Source organism: Zobellia roscoffensis (assembly GCF_015330165.1).
GTDB classification, from domain to species: Bacteria; Bacteroidota; Bacteroidia; order Flavobacteriales; family Flavobacteriaceae; genus Zobellia; species Zobellia roscoffensis.
This window is the reverse complement of the sequence record NZ_JADDXT010000002.1, coordinates 1,535,714-1,558,412: the sequence shown is the minus strand read 5'-3', so window position 1 is coordinate 1,558,412 and position 22,699 is coordinate 1,535,714. Positions and strand designations below refer to the sequence as shown.

Here is a 22,699-nt window from a genome sequence, read left to right as displayed (position 1 = left end):
GTTAAGCCATTTCATTTTTATTAAACGAAACCAAGTTCTGTACGGACAACATTATTCTATCTAAAAGGAATCCGATAATCCCAATAACGAACATCGCTACTATAATCTTAGCATTAGAATCGTTTGCTCCGTTTTGAAATTCTTCCCATACAAATAAGCCCAAGCCTTGGCTCTGTGCCAAAAGTTCTATGGCGATCAATACCATCCAAGCAACGGAAAGCGTAATTCGTAACCCTGTGAATATAAGTGGCAAAGAGGAAGGTAATATCACTTTAAAAACCTTTTGAAAGGTTCCCAATTTTAGAACTTTAGCTACGTTTATATAGTCCTTATCTACAGAAGCAACTCCCATTGCCGTATTCACCAAAGTTGCCCACATGGCACACAGACCAACACTAATAAAAGAGATTACAAAAGCATTGTCCGAACTGTCTCCGATATACAATGTTTTTACGATCATAAAAACCAACAAATACCAAACCACGGGAGATACAGGTTTAAAAATTTGAATGAACCAGTTAAAAGCGCTTCGTAACGACGGACTCAAACCAATAATTATACCGATAGGTACTGCAATTAAAAGTGCTAATAGAAATCCGGCGAAAACGGTTTTAATACTGGTTAGAACAATATCCACGAAAGATGCTCTACCCGTATAAACAATAGCTTTTTTACCTTGAGCAGTTAGCTTGGCATTGGTTTTTGCCATCTTTTCAACAAAAGCCGCTTTGTCTCCCGTAATCACTTTATGGTCTGCAATCAATGATTGCAAGGAACCCCACACCTGCGCAGGAGAAGGAAGGGTATTTGGCTGGCAACTACTATCTCCAGATTCAATACAAGCGCGTTCTGCATCCGCAGCCTCTTGACCGCGTTCCGTAAGTGCTTTTTCAATTTTATAATCTGCTTCCTTGTTATAAAGTGCTTTTGAACCAAGCTGCCATAATCCTAAAAACAATAGAATGGAAACTAAAGTAATTCCAGCTTTTTTTAATGACGATAGTATATCTCCTTTCTGAAATTTAGGAGTAAGCCTGTCTACTAAGGGCTTTAAAAATGCAAGCCCCTGTCCTTCTTTCTTTAATGTGATATCTTGTTCCATAATCCTATAATTTTGCTTCGATTTTCACTAAAACTTAATCTTTGTTTCCTATGGAGAAACTATTGATATACCCAATTGGGTCTTTCGCATCGTATGATGTACCGTCTATAAAATCCGTAGTTGCCGGCTTATATCCATCCGTTTCGGGAACATCGGCAGCAGGAATTTGACCTTCAGCCACTAGCAAGTCCGCTGCTTTTTTCCAAATGTCCGGACGATAAATATCTTTAATCGTTTCGCCGTACCACTCAGCCGATTTGGTTTCAGGAATTTGTCCCCATCTACGCATTTGAGTTAAAAACCAAATACCATCCGAGTAAAATGGATATGTAGCGTTATACTTGTAGAACACGTTGAAATCAGGCATCTCGCGCTTATCACCTTTTTCAAATTCAAACGTACCGGTCATAGAGTTGGCCAATACTTCCTCTGGAGCACCTACGTACTGAGACATAGATAGGATTTTTACAGCTTCCGGTCTATTTGAAGGCTCATCTAACCATTTACCTGCACGGATTAGAGCTTTAGTAACCGCAATAGCAGTATTTGGATTATCCGCCACGAACTTTTCGGTCATTACAAATACTTTCTCTGGATTGTTTTTCCAGATATCATAATTGGTAGTAACAGGAACCCCGATACCTTTAAAAACTGCTTGTTGGTTCCAAGGCTCACCTACACAATAGCCATAAATAGTACCAGATTCCAGCGTGGCCGGCATTTGTGGTGGAGGCGTAACAGAAAGTAATACTTCGGCATCAATTTGACCTTGTACGTTATCAGCAGTATACATCCCTGGATGGATACCTGCCGCGGCCAACCAATAGCGTATTTCATAATTATGTGTAGAAACAGGAAATACCATTCCCATTTTAAAAGGTTTACCACTGTTCTTATAATCTGTGATTACAGGTTTTAAGGCATCTGCTTTAATAGGATGAATTGGTTTTCCTTCAGAATCTGCTGGTACGTTAGGTTTCATTTTAGACCAAACATCGTTGGATACGGTAATACCATTTCCATTTAAATCCATAGAAAAAGGAGTAACCAATTTTGCCTGTCTTCCAAACCCTGCGCCAGCCGCAATAGGCTGACCCGCTAACATATGAGAACCATCTAACTGACCGTCTATAACACGATCTAAAACGTTTTTCCAGTTTGATTGTGCTTCAACGGAAACAAACAATCCTTCATCTTCAAAAAATCCTTTCTCTTTAGCAATGGCCAAAGGGGCCATATCCGTCAATTTAATAAAACCGAAAGTTAATTGTGGTTTTTCTATATCTAACATTTTGGTTTTAGATGCCACCGCTTCTTCCGTACCTGCTGCTTCAGTTTTTTTTGCTTCTTTTCCTCCACAAGCCATAACTACTGCAGCCATAGTTGCCAGTAATGATGCTTTTGTAAAAATGGTTTTCATAATAGTATGGTTTTTAATTTAACTACGTATTAATACTTATTTTAAGCAAATATATACGTATTTTACTTTCTGTCATATGGAATAATACAGGTTGATTCCTCTTTTTGTACCATGTATAAAACTGATTATGCACAGTATAAAACCTGCTAAAAAACATGTAATTTATGTAACGCACTCTGAATTAAAGTATTAACACATTACACCTATAGACAATAGATACGTAGTAATACTTAACAGTAAAATTTCTGGTTGTAAGGGGTATTGAGGCTAACTATCCAAGTAAAAGTTATGCTCTAATATTTCATCTTTTAAAAGAGAAGTATTATTAATTCCTACGCGTTTTCCTTTGGTAACTATTAAACCTTCTTTCCTCAAGGCTGAGAAAACACGTATGATCTGTTCCTCGGTAGTGCCCGTATAATTGGCGTATTCACGTCTACTGAGAATGATATCGATAAAATTATTTCTTTGTCCAAACTTTCGCTCTATATAAATCAAAGTATCAATAACGCGTTCTCTAACCGTCATTTGAGAAATGGATTTTACTTTGGCCTCACTTCTATTCAATTCATTGGCATAGAACAACATCAAATCAAAAGTGAAGCTTGGTGCCATTAACAACATTTCCTGTAAATTATCTTTTGAGAAATAACAAAGTTTGGTGTCTTCTAGAGCCATGGCACCTATGGTATAATATTCTTGCGTACCAAAACCTCTATGCCCGATTATTTCTCCAGAATTGGCAAAGCGAACAATCTGCTCCCTACCATTAATACCCGTTCTAAAAACCTTTACTTTTCCGGAGAGCACAAAGAATAACCCATTAACCGGAGCGCCTTCAATTATAAACTGTTGTCCTTTTTTACATGTGAACTCTTTTCTTTCTTGTGTAAACTGCGAAACTGTTTTGTTCTCCTTTATGTTGTTTTTGATTAAGCAATTCTTATTCGAACAAATAGCGCATGCCGTATTGACCAAACTTTCGTCGGTACCAGCTAGGTTTTTATTTGTCAAAGTAGAAATCAACATTGCTCCTTACTTATTTCCTAAAGCGTACTCAGGTGTTTTAGTTCTTTTCATTTCTAGTGCAGTGGCCTCTTCGTCTTCAGTCGAAAACTTTATAGCTAACGATAATCCTGCCGCAAGAACAACACATATGCCAATAACCAGGTATCCAGCGGACACCGCAGTAGACGCAGCAGCAGCTTGAGCTGTTCTAACCGCCTCTTCCCCTAAAGCAGTATTTGCAGCAATGGCCTCGGTCTCCGCCAATGCCGACTTCGATTTAAGAAACATAGCAGCCACAAAAGCCCCTACATTACCTCCCGCACCAACAATACCAGAGATAGAACCAATGGCTTTTTTATTTATAAACGGTACTACTGAGAAAGTAGCTCCTTCCGCCATTTGCACAGATAGGCTAAAAGCTATCAAAAATAAAATACCGAAGGCAATGCTAGTAGTTGTTGAAAAAATGGTCAACATACAGCCCTCAATAGCAAGAATAAGAGCTAAAAACATAACTCTTCCTCTTAGGCCTTTTAACTTCCCAAATCTATCCCCAAAAAAGCCTCCCAATGTTCTGGCAAAAATATTCATCAATGCAAACGAGAGTACCAGATTTCCTGCCGTGGTTCGGGTGAGTCCAAATGTATTCTGCAAATAATCATCCATCGTTCCATAGACGGTGAGTTCCATTCCAAATGAAGCTGCATAAATGACGAACAAAATCCACACTCTATAATCTTTTAATACACTTGCAAAACTTTCCTCATCTTTTTTAAGTGTTGGCATTTTACCCTCCTTTTTCAATTGTGCAAAATTACCTTCTGGTGTATCTTGTGTGAAAAAGTAATATACAAGCCCCATTAGCATTGCGATAACACCGGCAATCATCATTGAATATCTCCAAGCAACCTCGTCGGCAACTCCAAAACTTACAACGGCAGCAGCAATCAAAGGCATACCCAAACGGTTTGCTCCACCGCCTAAATTCCCCCATCCTGCGGAAGTTGCATTTGCCGTACCCACAATATTGGATGCAAACATGATAGACGTATGAAACTGAGTAATTACAAACGATGCTCCAATAAATCCAATAAACAAACGACAGATTAAAAACTGTGTCGGGGTTTGCACAAACCCAAGTAGAATTACAGGTATTGCTCCTAAAATCAATAGATAGGTATAACATATTCTTGGCCCATACTTATCGCATAATTTACCAATTAGCAACCTTGCGAATACCGTTCCTGTTACTGCCAAAATAATGGAGTTCCATTTTTGTTCAGGGGTAAGACCTAAATCCTTTACAACATCCGGCATAAATGGCACAATACCGAACCAAGCAAAAAAACATATAAAGAACGCTATTGAGGTTATCCAAAATGTACGGATTGGCACAGTTTTAATATCGGTCAGTTTTAAGCTGGTCGCTTTTTTAGATTGAGTTTCCATAATACTGATGTTTAAAGTTTAACGATATTCAAAACTACGTATATAAATACGTATTACTACGTATAATTATAAAAATTAGCCAACTTTTAAGTATTTTTACGAAGGCAGAAGGAAGTAGCGGAGAAAAATCAGTTATTCTAAAAAAGGTTAGGGGAAATTTGATAATATGGAATTATATCAAAAAATAAATCGCTCTATACACCACTTAGAACAAGCAATATATAGAGCGGTTATACCTTATCATATGTTAAGATACGTATTTACTGACGTATTGATTTACATACCAGAATGTAGTACGCGTTGCACCTCTTCCTCAAAAAACGAAGGGTGTTCTGCCACTACATCACCTATAACAATGATACCTGGTTTAGACAAATCTATATCCAAGACGTCAGAATTTATACTACCCAAAGTTCCTACTTTGCAGGATTCATTTTGCATAGTACCGTTTTGAATAACGGCCATTGGAGTTAAATACCCTCTGTATTTATTGACTTCGGATGATATCTCTTTCAATTTTCGAACTCCCATCAAAATAACCATCGTTGCAGAAGATTGAGAAGCATGTTTTAAATCTTCAGAAAAAGATCCGTCACGTTTTGTAGCCGTCATTACCCAAAAACTACTGCTTACTCCTCTGCGGGTCATAGGTATGCCTTGACTAGAAGGAACCGCTATTGCACTTGACACCCCAGGAACGACCGTTACCGGAATACCAAAAGATTCTACATAATCAATTTCTTCGTGAGCTCTCCCAAAAACAAAAGGGTCACCACCTTTTAGGCGAACCACATGACCAAACTTAAAGGCATTTTCAACTATCAACATATTAATATCGTCTTGCGTGAACGAATGTTTGCTGCAGCGCTTGCCTACGTATATTTTAGGAATACTATCATCAATCTGCAATAATAGGTCTTCATCAATCAAAGCATCATATAATACTACGTCCGCGGCCTTCAAAGCTTTCAAACCCCTAACTGTTATAAGGTCTGAGCTTCCCGGTCCTGCACCTACCAAGGTAACTATTGGTTCTTTTACTGTTTTCATACCGAACACTTTTAAAGGGTTGTTTTAGTAATTCCTCAACAAAACTACGTAATTATTTTCATAAAAATAGTTTATATATACGTATTAATACGTAATATTGCTAAGTAGTTTAAAATCGAAGCCTATGAAAACTATTATTGTTGTCGGAAACGGCATGGTCGGATATAAGTTCTGTGAAAAAATCGCAGCTAAAGAAGAATCAGAAAATTTCAAGATCATCGTTTTCGGTGAAGAACCAAGACCTGCTTATGACCGTGTTCATCTAAGTGAGTTTTTTGAAAACCAAGATGCAAAAGCTTTAGAAATGGCTCCTGCAGAATGGTATACAGAGAATAATATAGATTTGATCGTTGGTGAACTCGTTTCTGATATTAATAGAGAAGAGAAAACTATAACCACGGTTAAAAACCGAGAGTTTTCATATGACTATTTAGTTCTAGCGACGGGTTCATCCGCATTTGTGCCTCCAATTAAAGGTGTGGAGAAAGATGGCGTTTTTGTTTATCGTACCATTGAAGATTTAGAAGGCATGCTTGCTTATGCAGCAAAACTTAAAGAGAAAAACCCAAATGCCAAAGCTGCTGTCCTTGGTGGCGGTTTATTAGGTCTAGAAGCCGGTAAGGCAGTTATGGATATGGGCTTAGAACCTCATATTGTAGAATTTGCCCCAAAACTTATGCCGAGACAATTGGATTCTAGAAGTAGCCAAGTGCTACGACTTAAATTAGAGTCTATAGGTTTAAATATTCATTTAAGTAAAGCTACCAATCAAATTCTAGGTGATAAAGCCATAACAGGAATGGAATTTGGCGAAGATGATGTCTTAGATGTTGAAATGCTAGTTGTTTCCGCTGGTATTCGCCCTAGAGATGAATTAGGAAAATCTTCGGGTTTAGCCATGGGTACCCGTGGCGGTATTGTTGTAGATAATAAAATGCAAACCTCGGACCCTAATATTTACGCAATAGGAGAAATTGCCCTTTATAACCAAATGATATATGGTCTAGTTGCTCCGGGTTATGATATGGCTGGGGTTGCTGTAGACCAAATAATAGGAAACACAAAAACCTTAATGCCAGACGAAATAGACATGTCTACCAAGCTAAAACTTATTGGGGTAGATGTTGCTAGTTTTGGAGAGCCCTTCATGCCTGCCTCTAAAGGGCATTCTATTATTTTCGAAAACAAAACCCAACATTTATATAAAAGAATAAACGTAAGCCTTGATGGTAAAACCTTATTAGGGGGTATTCTAGTTGGCGATGCTACGGATTATAGCATGCTACACCAAATATATTTAAACGGAATGGCCATTCCTGAGGACCCTGCACAGTTAATTTTACCGGCAACTGAAGGTGGCGGTTCTTTTGGCGATGTTATGGACTTACCAGATGAAGCTCAGATTTGTTCTTGTGAAAATGTCACGAAAGGGCAAATTTGCGGAACTATAGAAAGTGGTGAATCCAAAGACCTTGCCGATGTGGTTGGCTGCACCAAAGCAGGTACGGGTTGTGGTGGTTGTAAACCAATGGTAAAAGACCTTACGGAAGCTACTTTAAAATCTTTAGGTATAGAGGTTAAAGATACCGTTTGTGAACACTTTGATTTAAACAGACAGGATTTATATAAAATAATACAAGTAAAAGGATATAAAACTTTTAATGAAGTTCTAGATAATCACGGAAATGGTGGTCATGGTTGCGAGTTATGTAAACCAGTTGTAGCATCTTTAATGGCTAGTATAAATGCAGATACTGCTAATAAAGAATATGCTATACAAGATTCTAATGATAGGTTCTTAGCTAACATTCAACGTAACGGAACCTATTCTGTTGTTCCTCGTGTTCCTGGTGGAGAAATTACACCAGATAAGCTAATTGCTCTTGGAGAAATTGCCAAGAAATATGATTTATATACCAAAGTAACTGGTGGTGTTCGTATCGATTTATTTGGTGCTACCTTAAACCAATTGCCATTAATCTGGAAAGATTTAATAGATCACGGTTTTGAAAGCGGGCATGCTTACGGAAAATCTTTACGTACAGTAAAAACTTGTGTGGGTTCTACTTGGTGCCGTTACGGTATGGATGAAAGTGTAAGTTTTGGTATTGAATTGGAAAATAGATACCGAGGAATACGTGCTCCACACAAAATTAAAGGTGGAGTTTCTGGCTGTATTCGTGAATGTGCCGAAGCTCGTGGTAAAGATTTTGGTTTAATTGCTGTAGAAGGTGGTTGGAACTTATATCTTGGCGGTAATGGTGGTGCTACACCAAGACATGCTGAGTTATTTGCAGAGCAAATAGATAACAAAACGGTAATTAAATATATAGACCGTTACTTAATGTTATACATGCGTACTGCTAAACCATTACAAAGAACAGCGGCATGGCAAGAACGTTTAGAAGGTGGTCTTGATTATTTAAAAGAAGTAATTATTGAAGATAAATTAGGAATTGCAGAAGATTTAGAAAATGAAATGCAAACGCTAGTTAATAAGTTTGAGTGCGAATGGACACAAGCTATTAATGACCCAGAAATGATGAAACGTTTTAACCACTTTGTAAATAGCGAAGAGGAAGATGACAACTTAGTATTTGTACCATTAAGAGAGCAAAAAATGCCAGAAAAGTGGATCTAATTGAGTTTTAAAGCAACTAAATTTTAAATCATGAATATAGTTTCAGATAAATATAAAACAGTAAAACCAGAAGATGTAACCGTTTGGTTTAAGGCTGCACCCATTACTGTGTTTCCAAAAGATGGAGGCGCTTGTGTAAAATATAAAGATTTACAAATTGCCGTATTTAATTTTGAAAGGTTAAATACATGGTATGCTTGCCAAAACCTATCTCCTGAAAAACAAGAAATGGTTTTAAGCAGAGGAATGATCGGTGATCACAAGGGTACTCCTATGGTTGCCTGTCCATTGCATAAAAAGATATTTTCATTAGAAAATGGAGAAAATTTAAACGGGGATTTAGAAGCAATTGCAACATATCCGATTAAAATAGAGAGTGATTTTGTCTATGTTGGTTTTGAAGAGTAGTAGTTAACCGGATATACAAAAACGTGCAAACCACCCTAAAAACCTCCTATATTCCGATTAGTTAACTAAAGTGATTTCATAGAAGAGGATTAGGTTTCACGGTATTCGTATATTAGGGCCAAAATATACGCTATGGCATCGCCCGATAAATTACAGCAAGCCTTTTCATTGTTTGATAAGGCGAATGAAAAAGACCCACATACAGAAACTGCTCCTTCAGGGAAAACATACCCAAAAGAATTGCTTTATGCACTTCGGATGACGGAAAAATTGAATGATTTTGCACCCAAAGCCTCAGAAGCTTTACAGTTAACAGCAAGGTGCCAACATATCTGCCGTTGGGAAATTCCGCGGGAATCATATGAAATGAACCGTACAGGTTATCTCAAATGGCGTCAAGACCTGAAAAAATTCCATGCAAAAAAAGCGGGTTCAATTTTAGAAGAAGTGGGTTACGACCAGGAAACTATTGATAAAGTGGCCTTTTTGCTTGAGAAAAAGCAACTGAAGAAAAATGAGGATACACAAACCTTAGAAGATGTTATTTGCTTGGTATTTTTAGAGCATTATTTTGAACCATTTGCCTCCGAGCATGAAGAAGCCAAGGTAATAGATATCCTTCAAAAAACATGGCGAAAGATGTCGGAAGAAGGTCATAAAGCCGCATTGAAACTACCTCTTTCAAAAAGCTCGCTTAAATTAGTTTCAAAGGCAATAGCAGGTTAATACAAGGGTCAGTAATTTGATACACCTAACATGGCAAAAGACAAAACCCAATTACCACTTGACTCCGAAACTTTTCTGAGTATCAGAAAGTGGTACTTATGGGCTTTGGCGGGTATTGCAATAACAATTATCATTTCGCAGATTCTAATTCAATTGCACCTAAATTCGCAACTGAGCGATTCTCGTGTTATTAATGTGGCCGGACGCCAACGCGCCTACAGTCAGAAATTGGTAAAAGAGGCATTACTCCTTCAAGAGAGTCCTATCTCTAAGGAAAAAAAACGCTTAATCGCCTTAGAAATTAAGAAAACACTTTCTGTCTGGAAGGCTTCTCATGCAGGGCTCCAGTCAGGAAGTTCAGAGCTGAACCTTCCCGTTGAAGAAGATGCTAAGATTCTTTCTTATTTCCATGAGATCGAACCCCATTATTCAGCCATGGAAAAAGCTGCTCAAAATATCATTGAGCTTGTTTCTGACCCCACGCCTCAACCCTTAGAAAACCTCACGACCGATGTTTCCGTTTTATTAAAAAATGAACGTTCCTTTCTGACATTAATGGATACTATTGTTAATGCCTACGATGAGAATAGTAATGAAAAACTACAGGGGTTAAAACGAAAAGAACTTCTACTGCTAGGCTTTTCTCTCTTAATTTTACTATTGGAAATATTCTTTGTCTTCCGCCCTCTTTCCCTGCAAATCCGCAAGACCATAGGAAATTTAATGCAAAACCAAGTAAACTCTGAAGCTCGTGCCAAAGAGGTTCAACAACTATATTCAGAAAAAGAAAAGTCCCTACAGGAATTACAAGAGCTTAATTTTGTCATAGACAATGCCTCACTATTTGCAAGTGCACGAAAAGATGGAAGCGTTGTTTTTATTAGCAAAAAATTTCTTGATTTATTAGGAATTACTGAAAATCAACTCAACAAGCCCTTAGCAGAAATTCTTACAGCCGACTCGGGCCAACAGGAATACCTTAGAGAAGTGCTGAAAAGCAATAGAAAAAATATAATCCGCACCGAAGAAATTAAGATTACGACCACAAAAGGAGAGCATTTTTGGCTGGATATGTCTATCGTACCCATGCATCAATCAAGCAGACAACAAAGTATTCTTATTCTATGCTCGGACGTAACGGAACGTAAAGAGAACAGCATTAAAGTTGAACAGCTTACCCAACAGAATTTTGAAGCCCGCATGCTTCAAAAAAAGGTACAAGCCAGCCAAATTGTAGAAGGGCAAGAAGAGGAACGCAAACGTATTGCCAAAGACATTCATGACGGTATTGGTCAAATGTTGACCGCACTAAAATTTAATATTGAGTCTATTGACCCTGAAAACCAAGAAAAAACGGTAGAAAAAATAGCCTATCTAAAATCGCTAACATCAGATTTAATTAAGGGCGTGCGCACAGCTACTTTCAATTTAACTCCGCCGGAGCTTAGTGATCACGGTATTTTTCCTGCGCTTCAAAAAATGACGGCAGAGCTCTCAAAACTGACAGGAAAAACCGTATTATTCGACAATAAAACCGATGAACACCTACGGTTTGATTCCCTAGCAGAAACCAATATGTATCGTGTGGTGCAGGAAGCGGTGAACAACGCTATTAAATATGCCGAAGCAAATTATATTTTGGTAACCATTAGATTTCAGGACGAAATTTTAAGTATAGTTATTGATGACGATGGCAAAGGTTTTGATGACTCTATATTAGGAAAAGTACCAAAGAACAACAGCGAAGGCGGAATGGGCCTCTTTTTTATGAAAGAGCGTATAGATTATATAAACGGAAGGTTGTTTATAAATTCCATTCCTAATGAAGGAACACGTGTCACCATCAATTATAAAACAGAAAAACAAGCAGAAGAACATGGAGCGGAATGAACTGTACCCGGTATTTCTTAAAGTATCGAATCTAAATATTTTAATCGTAGGCGGTGGAAACGTGGCTTTAGAAAAATTGACCTTTTTACTAAAGTCAAGCCCCAGTGCACAGGTTGAAATGGTATCACCTATGTTCAGGGAAGAAACCGTTACCCTAGCCAATAAGTTTGGAATTAAGATGCGTGTTAGCAATTATAACGAAGCTTTTCTGAAAGGAAAACACATGGTGGTAGCCACAACGGACAAGGTTGAGGTTAACGAACAAGTTTATCATGATTGTAGAGCGCAGAGTATTCTAGTTAATGTAGCGGACAACCCTCCTTTTTGCGATTTTTATATGGGCGGAATCGTTACCAAGGGAAATGTAAAAGTGGCTATTTCCACAAACGGAAAATCCCCAACAACCGCAAAGCGTTTACGTCAGTTTTTTGAAGATGTTATTCCTGAAAATATAGATGATTTAGTGCAAAACCTTAATGAATTCAGAAAAACCATTAAAGGAGATTTTGAGGAAAAAGTGGAAACCTTGAACGAATTCACAAAAGGTCTGGTCAACAAAAAAGACGAAGATTAGGCCACTATTTACACAACCTAATCTTCAATAACTTTTACATTTCGTTCATCACCTCAGAAAACAGTCGGAATGAGTTGATTCTATCCTCTTGATTGTAAATATGTGATACTGCTATTACTTCGTTTACACCTGTCTGCTTAATAAATTCCTCTGTTTGCTGTTTAACGGTAGCCTTATTCCCTACAAAAGCATATTTCAACATTCGCTGAAAGGCAGGGTCTGCAGAAATTTGTTTAAGCTCAGCTGTCATCTTTACCGGTGGCTGCATATAATCAATCTTACCGGTCAATACACCTAATATTAAGCGTAACATAGAAGTTGAAATGGTCTCGGCCTCTGCATCGGTTTCGGCAGCAATTACATTTATGCCCGCCATAGTATAAGGCTCTTTTAGATATTTAGAAGGCTGAAAACTATTATAGTAAATATTCAGCGCCTCCATAAGATGAGCGGGTGCAAAATGACTTGCGAACACATAAGGTAAACCTTCTTTTGCCGCCAAATGTGCGCTGTCCGTACTAGAGCCTAAAATATACATAGGCACATCAACACCTTCGGCTATTGGCACCCTAACTTTTGCATGCTGATTCTCTTTTGAAAAGTATTTTTGAATATTGTGTAGTTCTTCAGGAAAACGGTATACCGCCTGCATTCTATCCGGACGAATGGCATTTGCAGTGGTTTGATCTGTTCCAGGTGCTCTCCCTAACCCTAAATCTATTCTATTGGGGTATAAGGATGCCAAAGTACCAAACTGCTCTGCAATGAGCAAAGACGAATGATTGGGCAACATAATTCCACCAGAACCCACTCGTATTTTTTGTGTTCCACCGGCAATATGCCCCATAAGCACAGAGGTTGCCGAACTGGCAATACTTAACATATTATGATGTTCTGCCAACCAAAAGCGGTTGTAACCAAACTCTTCAGCCTTTTGTGCCAATTCTAGACTATTGTCAAAAACTTCTTTTGGCTTAAAACCTGCACCGACGGTTGCTAATTCTAATATGGAATATGGTGTTTTCATTTCTTTCATGTCTTCTTATCTTCAAAATTAAAGAATAAATCACCTTTAAAACCTAAAACCCTCATGCCAATGAGCTAAATCTATGTAGTTCAGCACACTAAAGAAATTTTAGATTTAAAGGGAAATATTAGTCGTTCTAAAGGTGGTTTTCTTACAGTGAAAATACGGCAGGTGTTTACATGAATCCATCAATAATAATGAAGACGAAAAGCGATATAAACTAGATTTTTACCGGGACTCCATTCTTACTGGATTCGTAGATTTTTTCCAGCACCAAAATGTTGGGAATATAGTTAGAAACATCCGTTTCAAAAGGAGTTTCAGAAATGAGATTCAATACAAAATGGTGTTGTGTGGCAAAAACACAATCCCCCGAAAAATTCTGATTATTAAAGCTATATTCATGCTCCTTTTCATTCTCCCCAAGAAGCTGAATCGTAATCTTTCCATCATCGTAAAGTCTCAAGCTGCCTTTATCACCTTCAATAAGCACGGCACCAAAAGTTAACCTTGGATCTTCGGAAGTATTTTCATTGTACCTATTGGCATCTAAAAACCCTAATCCCCCATTTTCAAAATCAAAATGCACCCAAGCAAAATCTTCGCCCTTTATGTTACTATTCAGCGTTCTCAGTTTTGCATAGACTTCGGTAATTTCCCCTGCCAAATACCGGAACACATCAATAAAATGAATTCCCGTTTCATAAATGAGTAAGCGCTCCATTTCCCTAAAATAAGGTTGACGGTTCATATAAGCGTCCGTTTGCCAACCATCGCCCATACGCATACGCAGGTTTATGGTGTGTAGTTTATCGCCTATTACATTAGTTTCCAGTAATTTTTTAAGTTCACGGTGCCAAGGTTGAAACCGGAAATTTTCGTGCACCATCATCCTAACGTTAGATGCAGCAATAAGGGATTCTATCTTGCGAGCTTCTTCTAATGTGGGCGCCAAAGGTTTTTGACAAATAATATCAATATTATGTGCCACTGCCAATTTACAGAGTTCCAAATGGCTTTCAGGAGGTGTAATGATATCTACAAAGTCCGGCTTTTCTAGGCGGAACATTTCTTCAACATTGGCATAGGCCTTTTTAAACCCGTAAGTTTTTACAATTTCTTCCGCGCGTTCTTTGACGGCATCACAAACCCCTACAATTTCTACCTCATCTATTCTTTGCCATGCCTCAAAATGAAACTGACCAAAGTAACCCGCTCCTATACAAACGCCTTTTAATTGTGCCATACTTCCTGATTAATACGTGCTAAAATGCCTTTGGGGTTTCATGTTGTACCACATTACAATTGCAATAGTATTCAATAATGCGCCCACCACAAAAAATGGAGTTGTAGATTCCGTCCAAGATTGTAGATACGGAAATGCCAAAGCGGTCAAAAAAGCACCAATATTTCCGGCCATGTTCATCGTTCCCGATACGGCGCCTGAATGTTCTTTTCCAATATCAACACAAAAGGCCCATGAGGATGGCAAGGTCATGTCGGCACCAAAAATCGCAAGGCTCAAGCATAGGATTGCACCTTCCACGGAATCCATATAAATACTTCCTACTAGTCCGAGTGCAGCAAGAAAAAATCCTATTGATGCCGGGAGGATACGAGACCTATCCCAGTTTCCTAATTTATATATGCGATCGCTCATCGCACCGGAGGTCCAGTTACCAAAAGCACCAAAAATTAATGGAATCGCGGTATAAAAACCGGCTTCCATAGTATTGAGCCCGTACTCGCTTTTCACATGCGGGAACAGCCAGGTCAAGGCAAAGAAAAAAGTAAAATTGCTGCAGAAATACTGCCCCATGGCCAACCATATATTTTTTGATTTTAGCAGGTCGCCCATATTTATTTTTTCGGCCTTTACACTGGCATCTTGCTGTTGTCTTGTAGATAAAATAAACTCTTTTTCATGTTCGGAAACGCCAGAATGCTCCTCCGGAGTATCCCTAAAAAACAGAAACCAAGCGGCGGCCCAAACTACACCCACAACCCCGAGAATAACAAAAGAAGCCCTCCATCCGAAGCTATCGATCAACCATGCTACCGCAGGAAGCGCAAATGCCGCTCCCAATCGAGAACCAGAAAAATTAATGCCAGTAACGAGGCCCCTTTCCTGTAAAGGAATCCAGGTATAAATTGCTCTTGACATTCCAGGAAAAGCACCCGCTTCTCCCGCTCCAAAAAGAAACCGCACCACCAAAAGCGATATAAAATTGAAAGCTGCACCTGTTAAAGCCGTAAAAACGGACCAAATGGCCACGATGGCCGAAAGCACTTTTCGCGGTCCCAAAGCATCTGACAGCATGCCTGCCGGAGTTTGGAAAAGGGCGTATCCCAAGGAAAATGCTGCTAGCACCCAACCCATCTGTTTATCGCTCAAACTGAGCATATCAGAAATTGGGTCTTTTGCCACTGAGATACAAACACGGTCTACATAAAGCAGTAAGGCCAATAAAAATGTGCCTAAAACCATAAAATACCGCTTTGGAAAATAGCCCTGAGTCTTCATATTTTTTTATTTCAATACCGTGATTAATTCATACAACGCCTTATCATCTCCCACGTTCCCTGGAAACACGATGTAAGGCATATCAGGAAATTTTGACTCCTGGTCCAATTGCCATACAGGCACACCTTTAAGCACTTGCCCAAGAACATTTGCACGACGTACATTGAGACCTTTTGTAGCTACATCACTTGATGTGATCCCTCCCTTTGCCAGAATATATTTGGGTCTAAACCTTATCTTTTTTACAATGGAGATAAGAGCGTTGGAAACCCGATTTACAATTTCCAGGCTTTCTTGTTTTGTGGCTCCTTTTACTACTTTTCTACTAGTAAAAACAACTACGTCCCGACCGGACTTAATATTAAAATTTATCTTATCAACCAACAGCACCAATTCTTTACAGAAAAGGTCAATATTAAAAATATTGGTTACATCTAACTCTAGAAATTTGGCATCGCCATATTCTTTAATGTAAGCCAGTTGAGCTGTAGTCTTAGGCACATAGGAACCCACCACGATTAACGCACCATTTGAAGATGGATCTATTAAAATTTCATCTTTCGTCAAGCAAGGTTTTATGTCAATACCAGAAATGGCATTTACAAATGAGGCTGCCGTTCTAAAAAGTAAGGGGGCGTTGCATTGTAAAGCAGCAAGTGCCATCACCTGCAAATCTGCATAGGACGTGGCATTTATCACCAAGTGTGTGGTATTTGGCCATTCAATTCTTGTCTTTATTTCTTCGGACGATATACTTCGCAATTCTTTCACCGAAATACTATCGATAGTATTTCGGTCTATTTTTCCTTCTGATTTTTCTACTATCCAGTTTTTTAAATTGGATGACGTATAACCGAATGTATTGTCTTTTGCAAAAGGAGTTTCCGCTGCAGGGATAAAATCGTTCCCTTCTTTTACATAATGAATATCATCATACGTATAGCGACCACCTTCAAAAAAAGCAGGAACCAATAATTGCTTTGAATGCCTAAGGCCTATTCCTTTTTCCAGCGCATCGACCTCATTAGGATAATGCCCTCTGAGTGTGGAATCGCTTCGGCTGATAATAATTAGTTTCTTTTGATGCTTCTCCGCCAATTTCTGTAATCTGCTTCCCAGTAGTTCCCCAAGTGCATCGGCTTCATCAACTTGTAAACTTCTAGAATTGGTGAGTATAAAAAAAACAGGACTGACCAAAAGTTCTCTTTCCAATATATCCTCCGTCCATTCTGTAATCACCGGAACATCGTACACCGTTTGTGTTCCTGTTGGGTCATCATCTAAAACAACGATCGATTTTGGGTTTTTTGCTAGCTCAGCACGTACCTCAGACTCATGGCCGCGCAAGCCCTCCCCATCTTTAATCGATTCTAAAAGTGTTTGGTGAGACATTGCGAATTAGTTTTGTATGGCAATTATACGGGCAGGTGCCCCGTCACCATTTTTTACCTTCAACGGAAGGGCCACAAGGGTGATTTTAGACTGTGAAATTGCCTCTAGATTTGTTAAACCCTCAACAATAATTATATCGTTTTTCATTAAAATGGTATGCACCTCGGTCACTTCTTGAATATTATTGACATCCGCCACGGAAGGGGGTTCAACACCCAGAATATTCACCTTTTTTTCTCCCAACCAATGCGCCAATTCAGGGCTGATTCTAGGGAGGGCGTCACGATATTCTTCGGTTCCTACTTTTTTACTCCATCCTGTATGCAAGAGAATGCTTTGACCATTTACGAGCTTTTCTGCCACCGCTCCCAAATGCGCTACGGTAATGGATTCCTTAGGCTGAATGCCCAAAAGGTTTACTACCCAAGCCTCAGAAACAAACCGATCAACCGGAATTTTATCTATCGTTTGATCATTGACCTCAAAATGCAACGGAGCGTCCATATGGGTACCACTATGCGAATACAAGTGTAAAGTGGTGGCATTCCACCCGTCTTCTGCCAAGGTTTTGGCCTTATCAATGGTCACGCCTTTATCCCCGGATTGAATGGGCAAAGTAAGGTCAATGATTTTTTTATCTATCATTCTGATTATATGCTTGACAATTTTGTAGCATTAATATACTCCACTACGCTCGCGGCCACCTCAGACGTTGATGCCGTACCGCGAAGGTCTTTTGTTAAATTTCCTTTTGCCGTTGTAGCTTCTATACCCGCCATAATATCTTTTGCCGCTTCGGTTTCTCCCAAATGATCTAACATTATGGCTGCAGACCAAATCTGGCCGATAGGATTGGCTATATTCTGACCTGCAATATCGGGAGCAGAACCGTGAATAGGCTCGAACATAGAAGGAAAATCCTTTTCCGGATTGATATTTCCACTTCCACCGAGACCCAAGCTACCCATAACGGCGCCTCCTAAATCAGAAAGGATATCTCCAAAAAGGTTGGTAGTCAAAATAACATCAAAAATCTCTGGACGCAAAACAAAACTCGCCGATGCATTGTCAATATACATTTTATTGTATTCAACATCTGGGTATTCTTGTGCCACCTCCGCAATTACACTGTCCCAATAGGCAAGGCTATTGATAAGTGTGTTGGACTTGGTTACATTGGTAACCTTATTATTACGTTTACGTGCCAATTTAAAAGAATAATGTGCAATACGTTCAATACCGAATCTAGTGAAAATACTGGTATCCATTGCCATTCCGCCCGGTTTGTCGCCGTGCATGATTTTTCCACTCTGAACAAATTCGCCTTCATTGTTTTCGCGCACTACAACAAAGTCAATATCCTTTTCCGTTTTGTAGCGCAACGGACTTTCAACTCCCGGAAATAACTTCACGGGGCGGTAATTTACATACTGTTGAAAAGAGGTCCTTACACGAAATGTATAATCTCTTGCCGGAAGGGTATCATCAACATCCGTTAAGCCTACGGCGCCGAAATATATAGCATCAAATTCCTTTAAAGTTTCAAGAGCATCGTCTGACATAAACTTGCCATGCTCCTTAAAATAACCTGCTCCAAAAGGAAACTCCTGTTTATCTAATTTAAATCCGAATTTTTCTGCTACCGCATCTAGCACGGAAACTCCGGCAGGAACTATTTCAGCCCCAATTCCGTCGCCGTTAACAACAGCGATTTTGTACGTTTTTCCCATTTTATTTTTCTGATTGTAATTATAACTTCAATTGCGCAATATTTGCGCAAAAGTTTCAATTAATTGATAATTATACTAAATATCAAACAAATATATACAAATATTATTATAATTACCTATATAAAACATCATTTAAGCATAATTATTGTGCAAATATTTGTATTAATTCTGTACTGGAACCATATAGCAAAACAAAAGTCGCCACCTGTAAAGAAGCAACATATATACAACCAAAATTAAAGATTAAAAGAAAAAACAAATCAAACACTAGCTTTCCATTTTCCAAATAGAGAAACACTCAATTCATTTTATAGACAAACTAGTTCCAATCTATCAACCAACAGCAACCTTGATAATTTGCGCAATTAATTGCACTCAAATATTTGTCAATTTCTTGCTATATAAAGAAATATTTTATAGTATTGCTATTATAATTAACTATTTATGATAATTAAATATATATAATTATGAAATGAACAATTATTTGCACAATTACTTTGTTTTAATGAGCCACCATCTTTTAGAGTATTAAAATTGAAAAAAGATGTTCTCCTAACTATAATTCATCAATTATAGGGTCACTTCTACTTACTTAACAACATCTCTACACTATGAGAACCACCTCTTTTAAAACTATTATTTCGCCAGCGATATGTGCCATAGTACTCTTTCTGGGAGTTAGCGCATTTGCACAAAACAATCAGATTACCGGTACTGTATTTTCATCCGATGGCTTTCCTCTACCCGGAGCCAACGTTATACAGAAAGGAACAACTAATGGGGTAGTTACCGATTTTGACGGTAAATTTTCGCTCAACCTCCAACCAAACTCCGATATTTTAGAAATATCATATATAGGTTTTGAGCCACAAGAAGTTACTGTTGGAGCCCAAAAATCTCTTAGTATAACTCTTGTTGAGAATCTTGAGAATCTTGACGAAGTTATAGTTACTGGTTATGGATCTCAGAAAAAAGTTGATGTGACAGGTTCTATTTCAACAATAAAAACCAAAGAACTAACAACGGTTCCAACCCCCACAATAGCCCAATCTATAGCTGGTAGAGCAACTGGTGTATTTGTACAAACTAAAAATGCCCAGCCAGGAGATTACGATGGTCTTTCTTATAACATTAGGGGTTTTGGTGAGGCTTTGCTTATCATTGACGGGATGCCTGCATCTAATGAAGAGTTTCTACTTCTAGACCCAAACGATATTGAAGAATTCAACGTTCTTAAAGATGCCGCAACCGCAGCGGTATATGGGGCAAGAGCAGGTAATGGTGTTATTCTCGTAACCACCAAGCGTGGTAAAGTACAAGATGCCAAGTTTAGTTATACCGCCAGTTTTGGATGGCAAAAATTAACAATGTTACCACATGCAGTCTCTTCTTGGGAAAATGCCCAATTTGAAAATGTTGCACGTCAGAATGCCGGACTAGACCCATTATGGAGCAACGATGATATTAGTAAGTTCAAAGCAGGAAATGACCCAGAATACCCTAATACAGACTGGTGGGATTTAACCTTGCGCGAAGCAGCACCACAAACACAGCATAACATAAACGTTAGAGGAGGAACCGAAAAAATCAAATATTTCGTTTCTGGAGGATACTATTCCCAACAGGGTATATACCGTTCCGATGATTTAGAAAACAAAAAATACAACCTTAGATCTAACCTTGACATAAAACTAACAGATAAATTAGACCTTGGGATTAATATATCCCTTTTAGAAAACGATTATGTAGGTCCCAGTTGGGATATGGCAAACAGAAATGGTCACCTAGGAGTTATGATGCTGCTCTATCGTTCACGGCCTCAGTACCCTGGTGAATACCCTGACCCCACAAAATTCCCAGCCATGGGTAATGATGATTTAAATCCTGTATCCGCTACTAAAATAAGTGACGTTGGTTATCTTAAATGGAATCAATTAACAGCTGACACAAAATTAAATCTATCTTATAAACTTCCATACAATTTCACAGCCAGGGCCAATTTTAATTATAACCGTGTTTCAAGAAGAGATAAAAGAAAAGAAAATATAGCGCCAGCATATTGGTTCGACTACGATGCTGAAGGCAATATCGTATATCACAACCACAGAAACTTTAACAATTACAACTGGTTATACGAAAAGAGCCAAGTGTCCAAAAACATAAACCAACAGTACATGTTAAGTTGGAACAAAGAGCTGGGAGACCACCGCATTAACGCTCTTGGAGTTTATGAGCATTTAAGTAGTGAAGGAGACTATATAGATGCGCAACGTATCCGTTATGAATTTGACTTAGATTATCTTTTTGCAGGCCCAGATTTAGATAAGTCCAACAACGGCAGTGGATGGCAAGATGGTCGTATTGGACAGATATTTAGCCTAGATTATAGTTTTAAAGAAAAATATCTGTTTGGGTTTAATATTCGTAGAGATGGTTCTCCTAAGTTTCCAGAAGACACACGCTGGGGAACCTTCCCTTCTGTTTCTGCAGGTTGGCGTATTTCTCAAGAAAACTTTGTTAAAGAGAAGTTGCCTTTTATCAATAGCCTTAAACTTCGTGCATCATGGGGTAAGTTAGGGTATGATAATACTGGAGATTATCAATACCTATCTACTTACTCCATTCAACCTGCGCAAGTAATGGTAGACGGCGTGATTAAATCTGGTATTAATGCCGATAATGTTCCTAACTACAACATTACTTGGGAAAAAATGACCACAACTAATATTGGCCTAGATTACGGTCTTTTTAATAACAAATTCTCTGGTGCAATAGACGCCTTCTATCGTAAACGTAGTGACGTTCTAGGAAACAGACAGGTTTCACTCCCCGATATTGTAGGCGCTACATTGCCCAAAGAAAACATAGAAGAATACAGTAACCGAGGTATAGAAATGTCTTTACAGTATGCCACCAACATTGGCGAGGTACGATTTAGTTTAGGCGGCAACATTTCTTATTCACGTGAGAAAATTGAGTATATAGATCAACCCGAATATGCTTCCGAAGAAGATTTTAGGCGTAACAATAAAATAGGACAATGGTCGGACACTAGCTGGGGCTACCAGTCTGACGGAGTCTTCACGTCCCAAGAAGAAATAGATGATTGGGCCGTAATTGATGGTAGAAATAATGCTACCGTAAACGTAGGAGACATTAAACTAATAGATTACAACGGAGATGGTGTGATCAATTCGCAAGACAATGTTATAATTGGCAGAGGTACTTCTCCCGATATAATATTCGGTATCAATAATTCCATTTCATGGAAAGGAATAGACTTTAGCATGCTCTGGCAAGGTGCTGGGCTTTATGATATACATTATGGCGCTAGCGGTGATTTAAGTGAACCCTTTAGAGGAGGCAATGCTCCATTTTCTGAAATGTACAATGAATCCTATGTTCCTCAAAACGAATGGGGAATGCCAGCAAATGTAGATTCTCACCCCACATTCCCAAGATTTTACTGGCCAGGATATCAGACCCATAACACGAATGCCAACTCTAGTTTTTGGTACAAAAGCGGAAATTACATTCGTTTAAAATCAATTGAACTGGGGTACAACCTCCCCAAAAAAGTAGTGAATCGTTACGGAATAGACAATCTTAAAGTTTACTATTCTGGATACAATGTTCTTACTTTTTCTTCTCTAGATTTTTATGACCCAGAACTTCAAAATAGTAATGGTGGTAATAATGCCGCTCTAAACTATCCCTCTACATCAACATATAGTCTTGGATTGATTCTGGATTTTTAA

17 protein-coding genes are annotated in these 22,699 nt (G+C 38.6%); 6 read left to right on the top strand and 11 right to left on the bottom strand.

The annotated features are described in order from the left end of the window. Position 1: 1 nt before the first annotated feature. The 5 genes from IWC72_RS06625 to cobA all read right to left on the bottom strand — a co-directional run bounded on the left by IWC72_RS06625 (position 2) and on the right by cobA (position 6,029). Complete coding sequence (locus IWC72_RS06625) at positions 2-1,102, bottom strand: ABC transporter permease (protein ID WP_194529248.1); 1,101 nt, start codon at positions 1,100-1,102, stop codon at positions 2-4. 34 nt (positions 1,103-1,136) lie between these two features. After that, entirely contained in the window at positions 1,137-2,522 is a 1,386-nt protein-coding gene (locus IWC72_RS06620; protein ID WP_194529247.1) for a CmpA/NrtA family ABC transporter substrate-binding protein, read from the bottom strand. Between the two features lie 267 nt (positions 2,523-2,789). Then, complete coding sequence (locus IWC72_RS06615) at positions 2,790-3,551, bottom strand: Crp/Fnr family transcriptional regulator (RefSeq protein ID WP_194529246.1); 762 nt, start codon at positions 3,549-3,551, stop codon at positions 2,790-2,792. A 6-nt stretch (positions 3,552-3,557) separates the two neighbouring features. Next, positions 3,558-4,979 carry an MFS transporter gene (locus IWC72_RS06610; RefSeq protein WP_194529245.1) on the bottom strand — a complete coding sequence of 474 codons (1,422 nt, stop codon included), beginning with the start codon at positions 4,977-4,979 and terminating at the stop codon, positions 3,558-3,560. Between the two features lie 276 nt (positions 4,980-5,255). Then, on the bottom strand, positions 5,256-6,029 hold the full coding sequence (gene cobA, locus IWC72_RS06605; RefSeq protein ID WP_194529244.1) for a uroporphyrinogen-III C-methyltransferase: 774 nt from the start codon (positions 6,027-6,029) through the stop codon (positions 5,256-5,258). Positions 6,030-6,153: 124 nt separating this feature from the next. Here cobA and nirB point away from each other — a divergent pair, with 124 nt between their 5' ends. The 5 genes from nirB to IWC72_RS06580 all read left to right on the top strand — a co-directional run bounded on the left by nirB (position 6,154) and on the right by IWC72_RS06580 (position 12,268). After that, positions 6,154-8,670: a nitrite reductase large subunit NirB gene (nirB, locus tag IWC72_RS06600; protein WP_194529243.1), complete on the top strand. Its 2,517-nt coding sequence runs from the start codon at positions 6,154-6,156 to the stop codon at positions 8,668-8,670. Between the two features lie 30 nt (positions 8,671-8,700). After that, a complete protein-coding gene (gene nirD, locus IWC72_RS06595; RefSeq protein ID WP_194529242.1) occupies positions 8,701-9,078 on the top strand; it encodes a nitrite reductase small subunit NirD in 378 nt (125 codons plus the stop codon). Positions 9,079-9,210: 132 nt separating this feature from the next. Then, positions 9,211-9,804 (top strand): DUF4202 domain-containing protein, encoded by a 594-nt coding sequence (locus IWC72_RS06590; RefSeq protein ID WP_194529241.1) that lies wholly within the window; start codon positions 9,211-9,213, stop codon positions 9,802-9,804. Positions 9,805-9,834: 30 nt separating this feature from the next. Next, positions 9,835-11,694 (top strand): sensor histidine kinase, encoded by a 1,860-nt coding sequence (locus tag IWC72_RS06585; protein WP_194525386.1) that lies wholly within the window; start codon positions 9,835-9,837, stop codon positions 11,692-11,694. Beyond that, a complete protein-coding gene (locus tag IWC72_RS06580; protein ID WP_194529240.1) occupies positions 11,681-12,268 on the top strand; it encodes a precorrin-2 dehydrogenase/sirohydrochlorin ferrochelatase family protein in 588 nt (195 codons plus the stop codon). The genes IWC72_RS06585 and IWC72_RS06580 overlap by 14 nt, the downstream gene beginning before the upstream one ends. 34 nt (positions 12,269-12,302) lie before the next feature. Here the strand turns inward: IWC72_RS06580 and IWC72_RS06575 are convergent, their stop codons facing one another. From IWC72_RS06575 to IWC72_RS06550, 6 genes are all read right to left on the bottom strand, one after another. Beyond that, positions 12,303-13,304 carry an LLM class flavin-dependent oxidoreductase gene (locus IWC72_RS06575; protein ID WP_194529239.1) on the bottom strand — a complete coding sequence of 334 codons (1,002 nt, stop codon included), beginning with the start codon at positions 13,302-13,304 and terminating at the stop codon, positions 12,303-12,305. Positions 13,305-13,515: 211 nt separating this feature from the next. Beyond that, complete coding sequence (locus tag IWC72_RS06570; protein ID WP_194529238.1) at positions 13,516-14,541, bottom strand: Gfo/Idh/MocA family protein; 1,026 nt, start codon at positions 14,539-14,541, stop codon at positions 13,516-13,518. A 9-nt stretch (positions 14,542-14,550) separates the two neighbouring features. Beyond that, positions 14,551-15,819 carry an MFS transporter gene (locus tag IWC72_RS06565; RefSeq protein ID WP_194529237.1) on the bottom strand — a complete coding sequence of 423 codons (1,269 nt, stop codon included), beginning with the start codon at positions 15,817-15,819 and terminating at the stop codon, positions 14,551-14,553. 6 nt (positions 15,820-15,825) lie between these two features. After that, positions 15,826-17,211 (bottom strand): four-carbon acid sugar kinase family protein, encoded by a 1,386-nt coding sequence (locus tag IWC72_RS06560; RefSeq protein ID WP_194529236.1) that lies wholly within the window; start codon positions 17,209-17,211, stop codon positions 15,826-15,828. A 6-nt stretch (positions 17,212-17,217) separates the two neighbouring features. Next, entirely contained in the window at positions 17,218-17,856 is a 639-nt protein-coding gene (locus IWC72_RS06555; RefSeq protein ID WP_194525382.1) for a cyclase family protein, read from the bottom strand. A 5-nt stretch (positions 17,857-17,861) separates the two neighbouring features. After that, positions 17,862-18,941 carry an isocitrate/isopropylmalate dehydrogenase family protein gene (locus tag IWC72_RS06550; RefSeq protein WP_194525381.1) on the bottom strand — a complete coding sequence of 360 codons (1,080 nt, stop codon included), beginning with the start codon at positions 18,939-18,941 and terminating at the stop codon, positions 17,862-17,864. Positions 18,942-19,552: 611 nt separating this feature from the next. On the opposite strand from IWC72_RS06550, the gene IWC72_RS06545 reads away from it, so the two are divergent. Then, positions 19,553-22,699 carry a SusC/RagA family TonB-linked outer membrane protein gene (locus tag IWC72_RS06545; protein WP_194529235.1) on the top strand — a complete coding sequence of 1,049 codons (3,147 nt, stop codon included), beginning with the start codon at positions 19,553-19,555 and terminating at the stop codon, positions 22,697-22,699.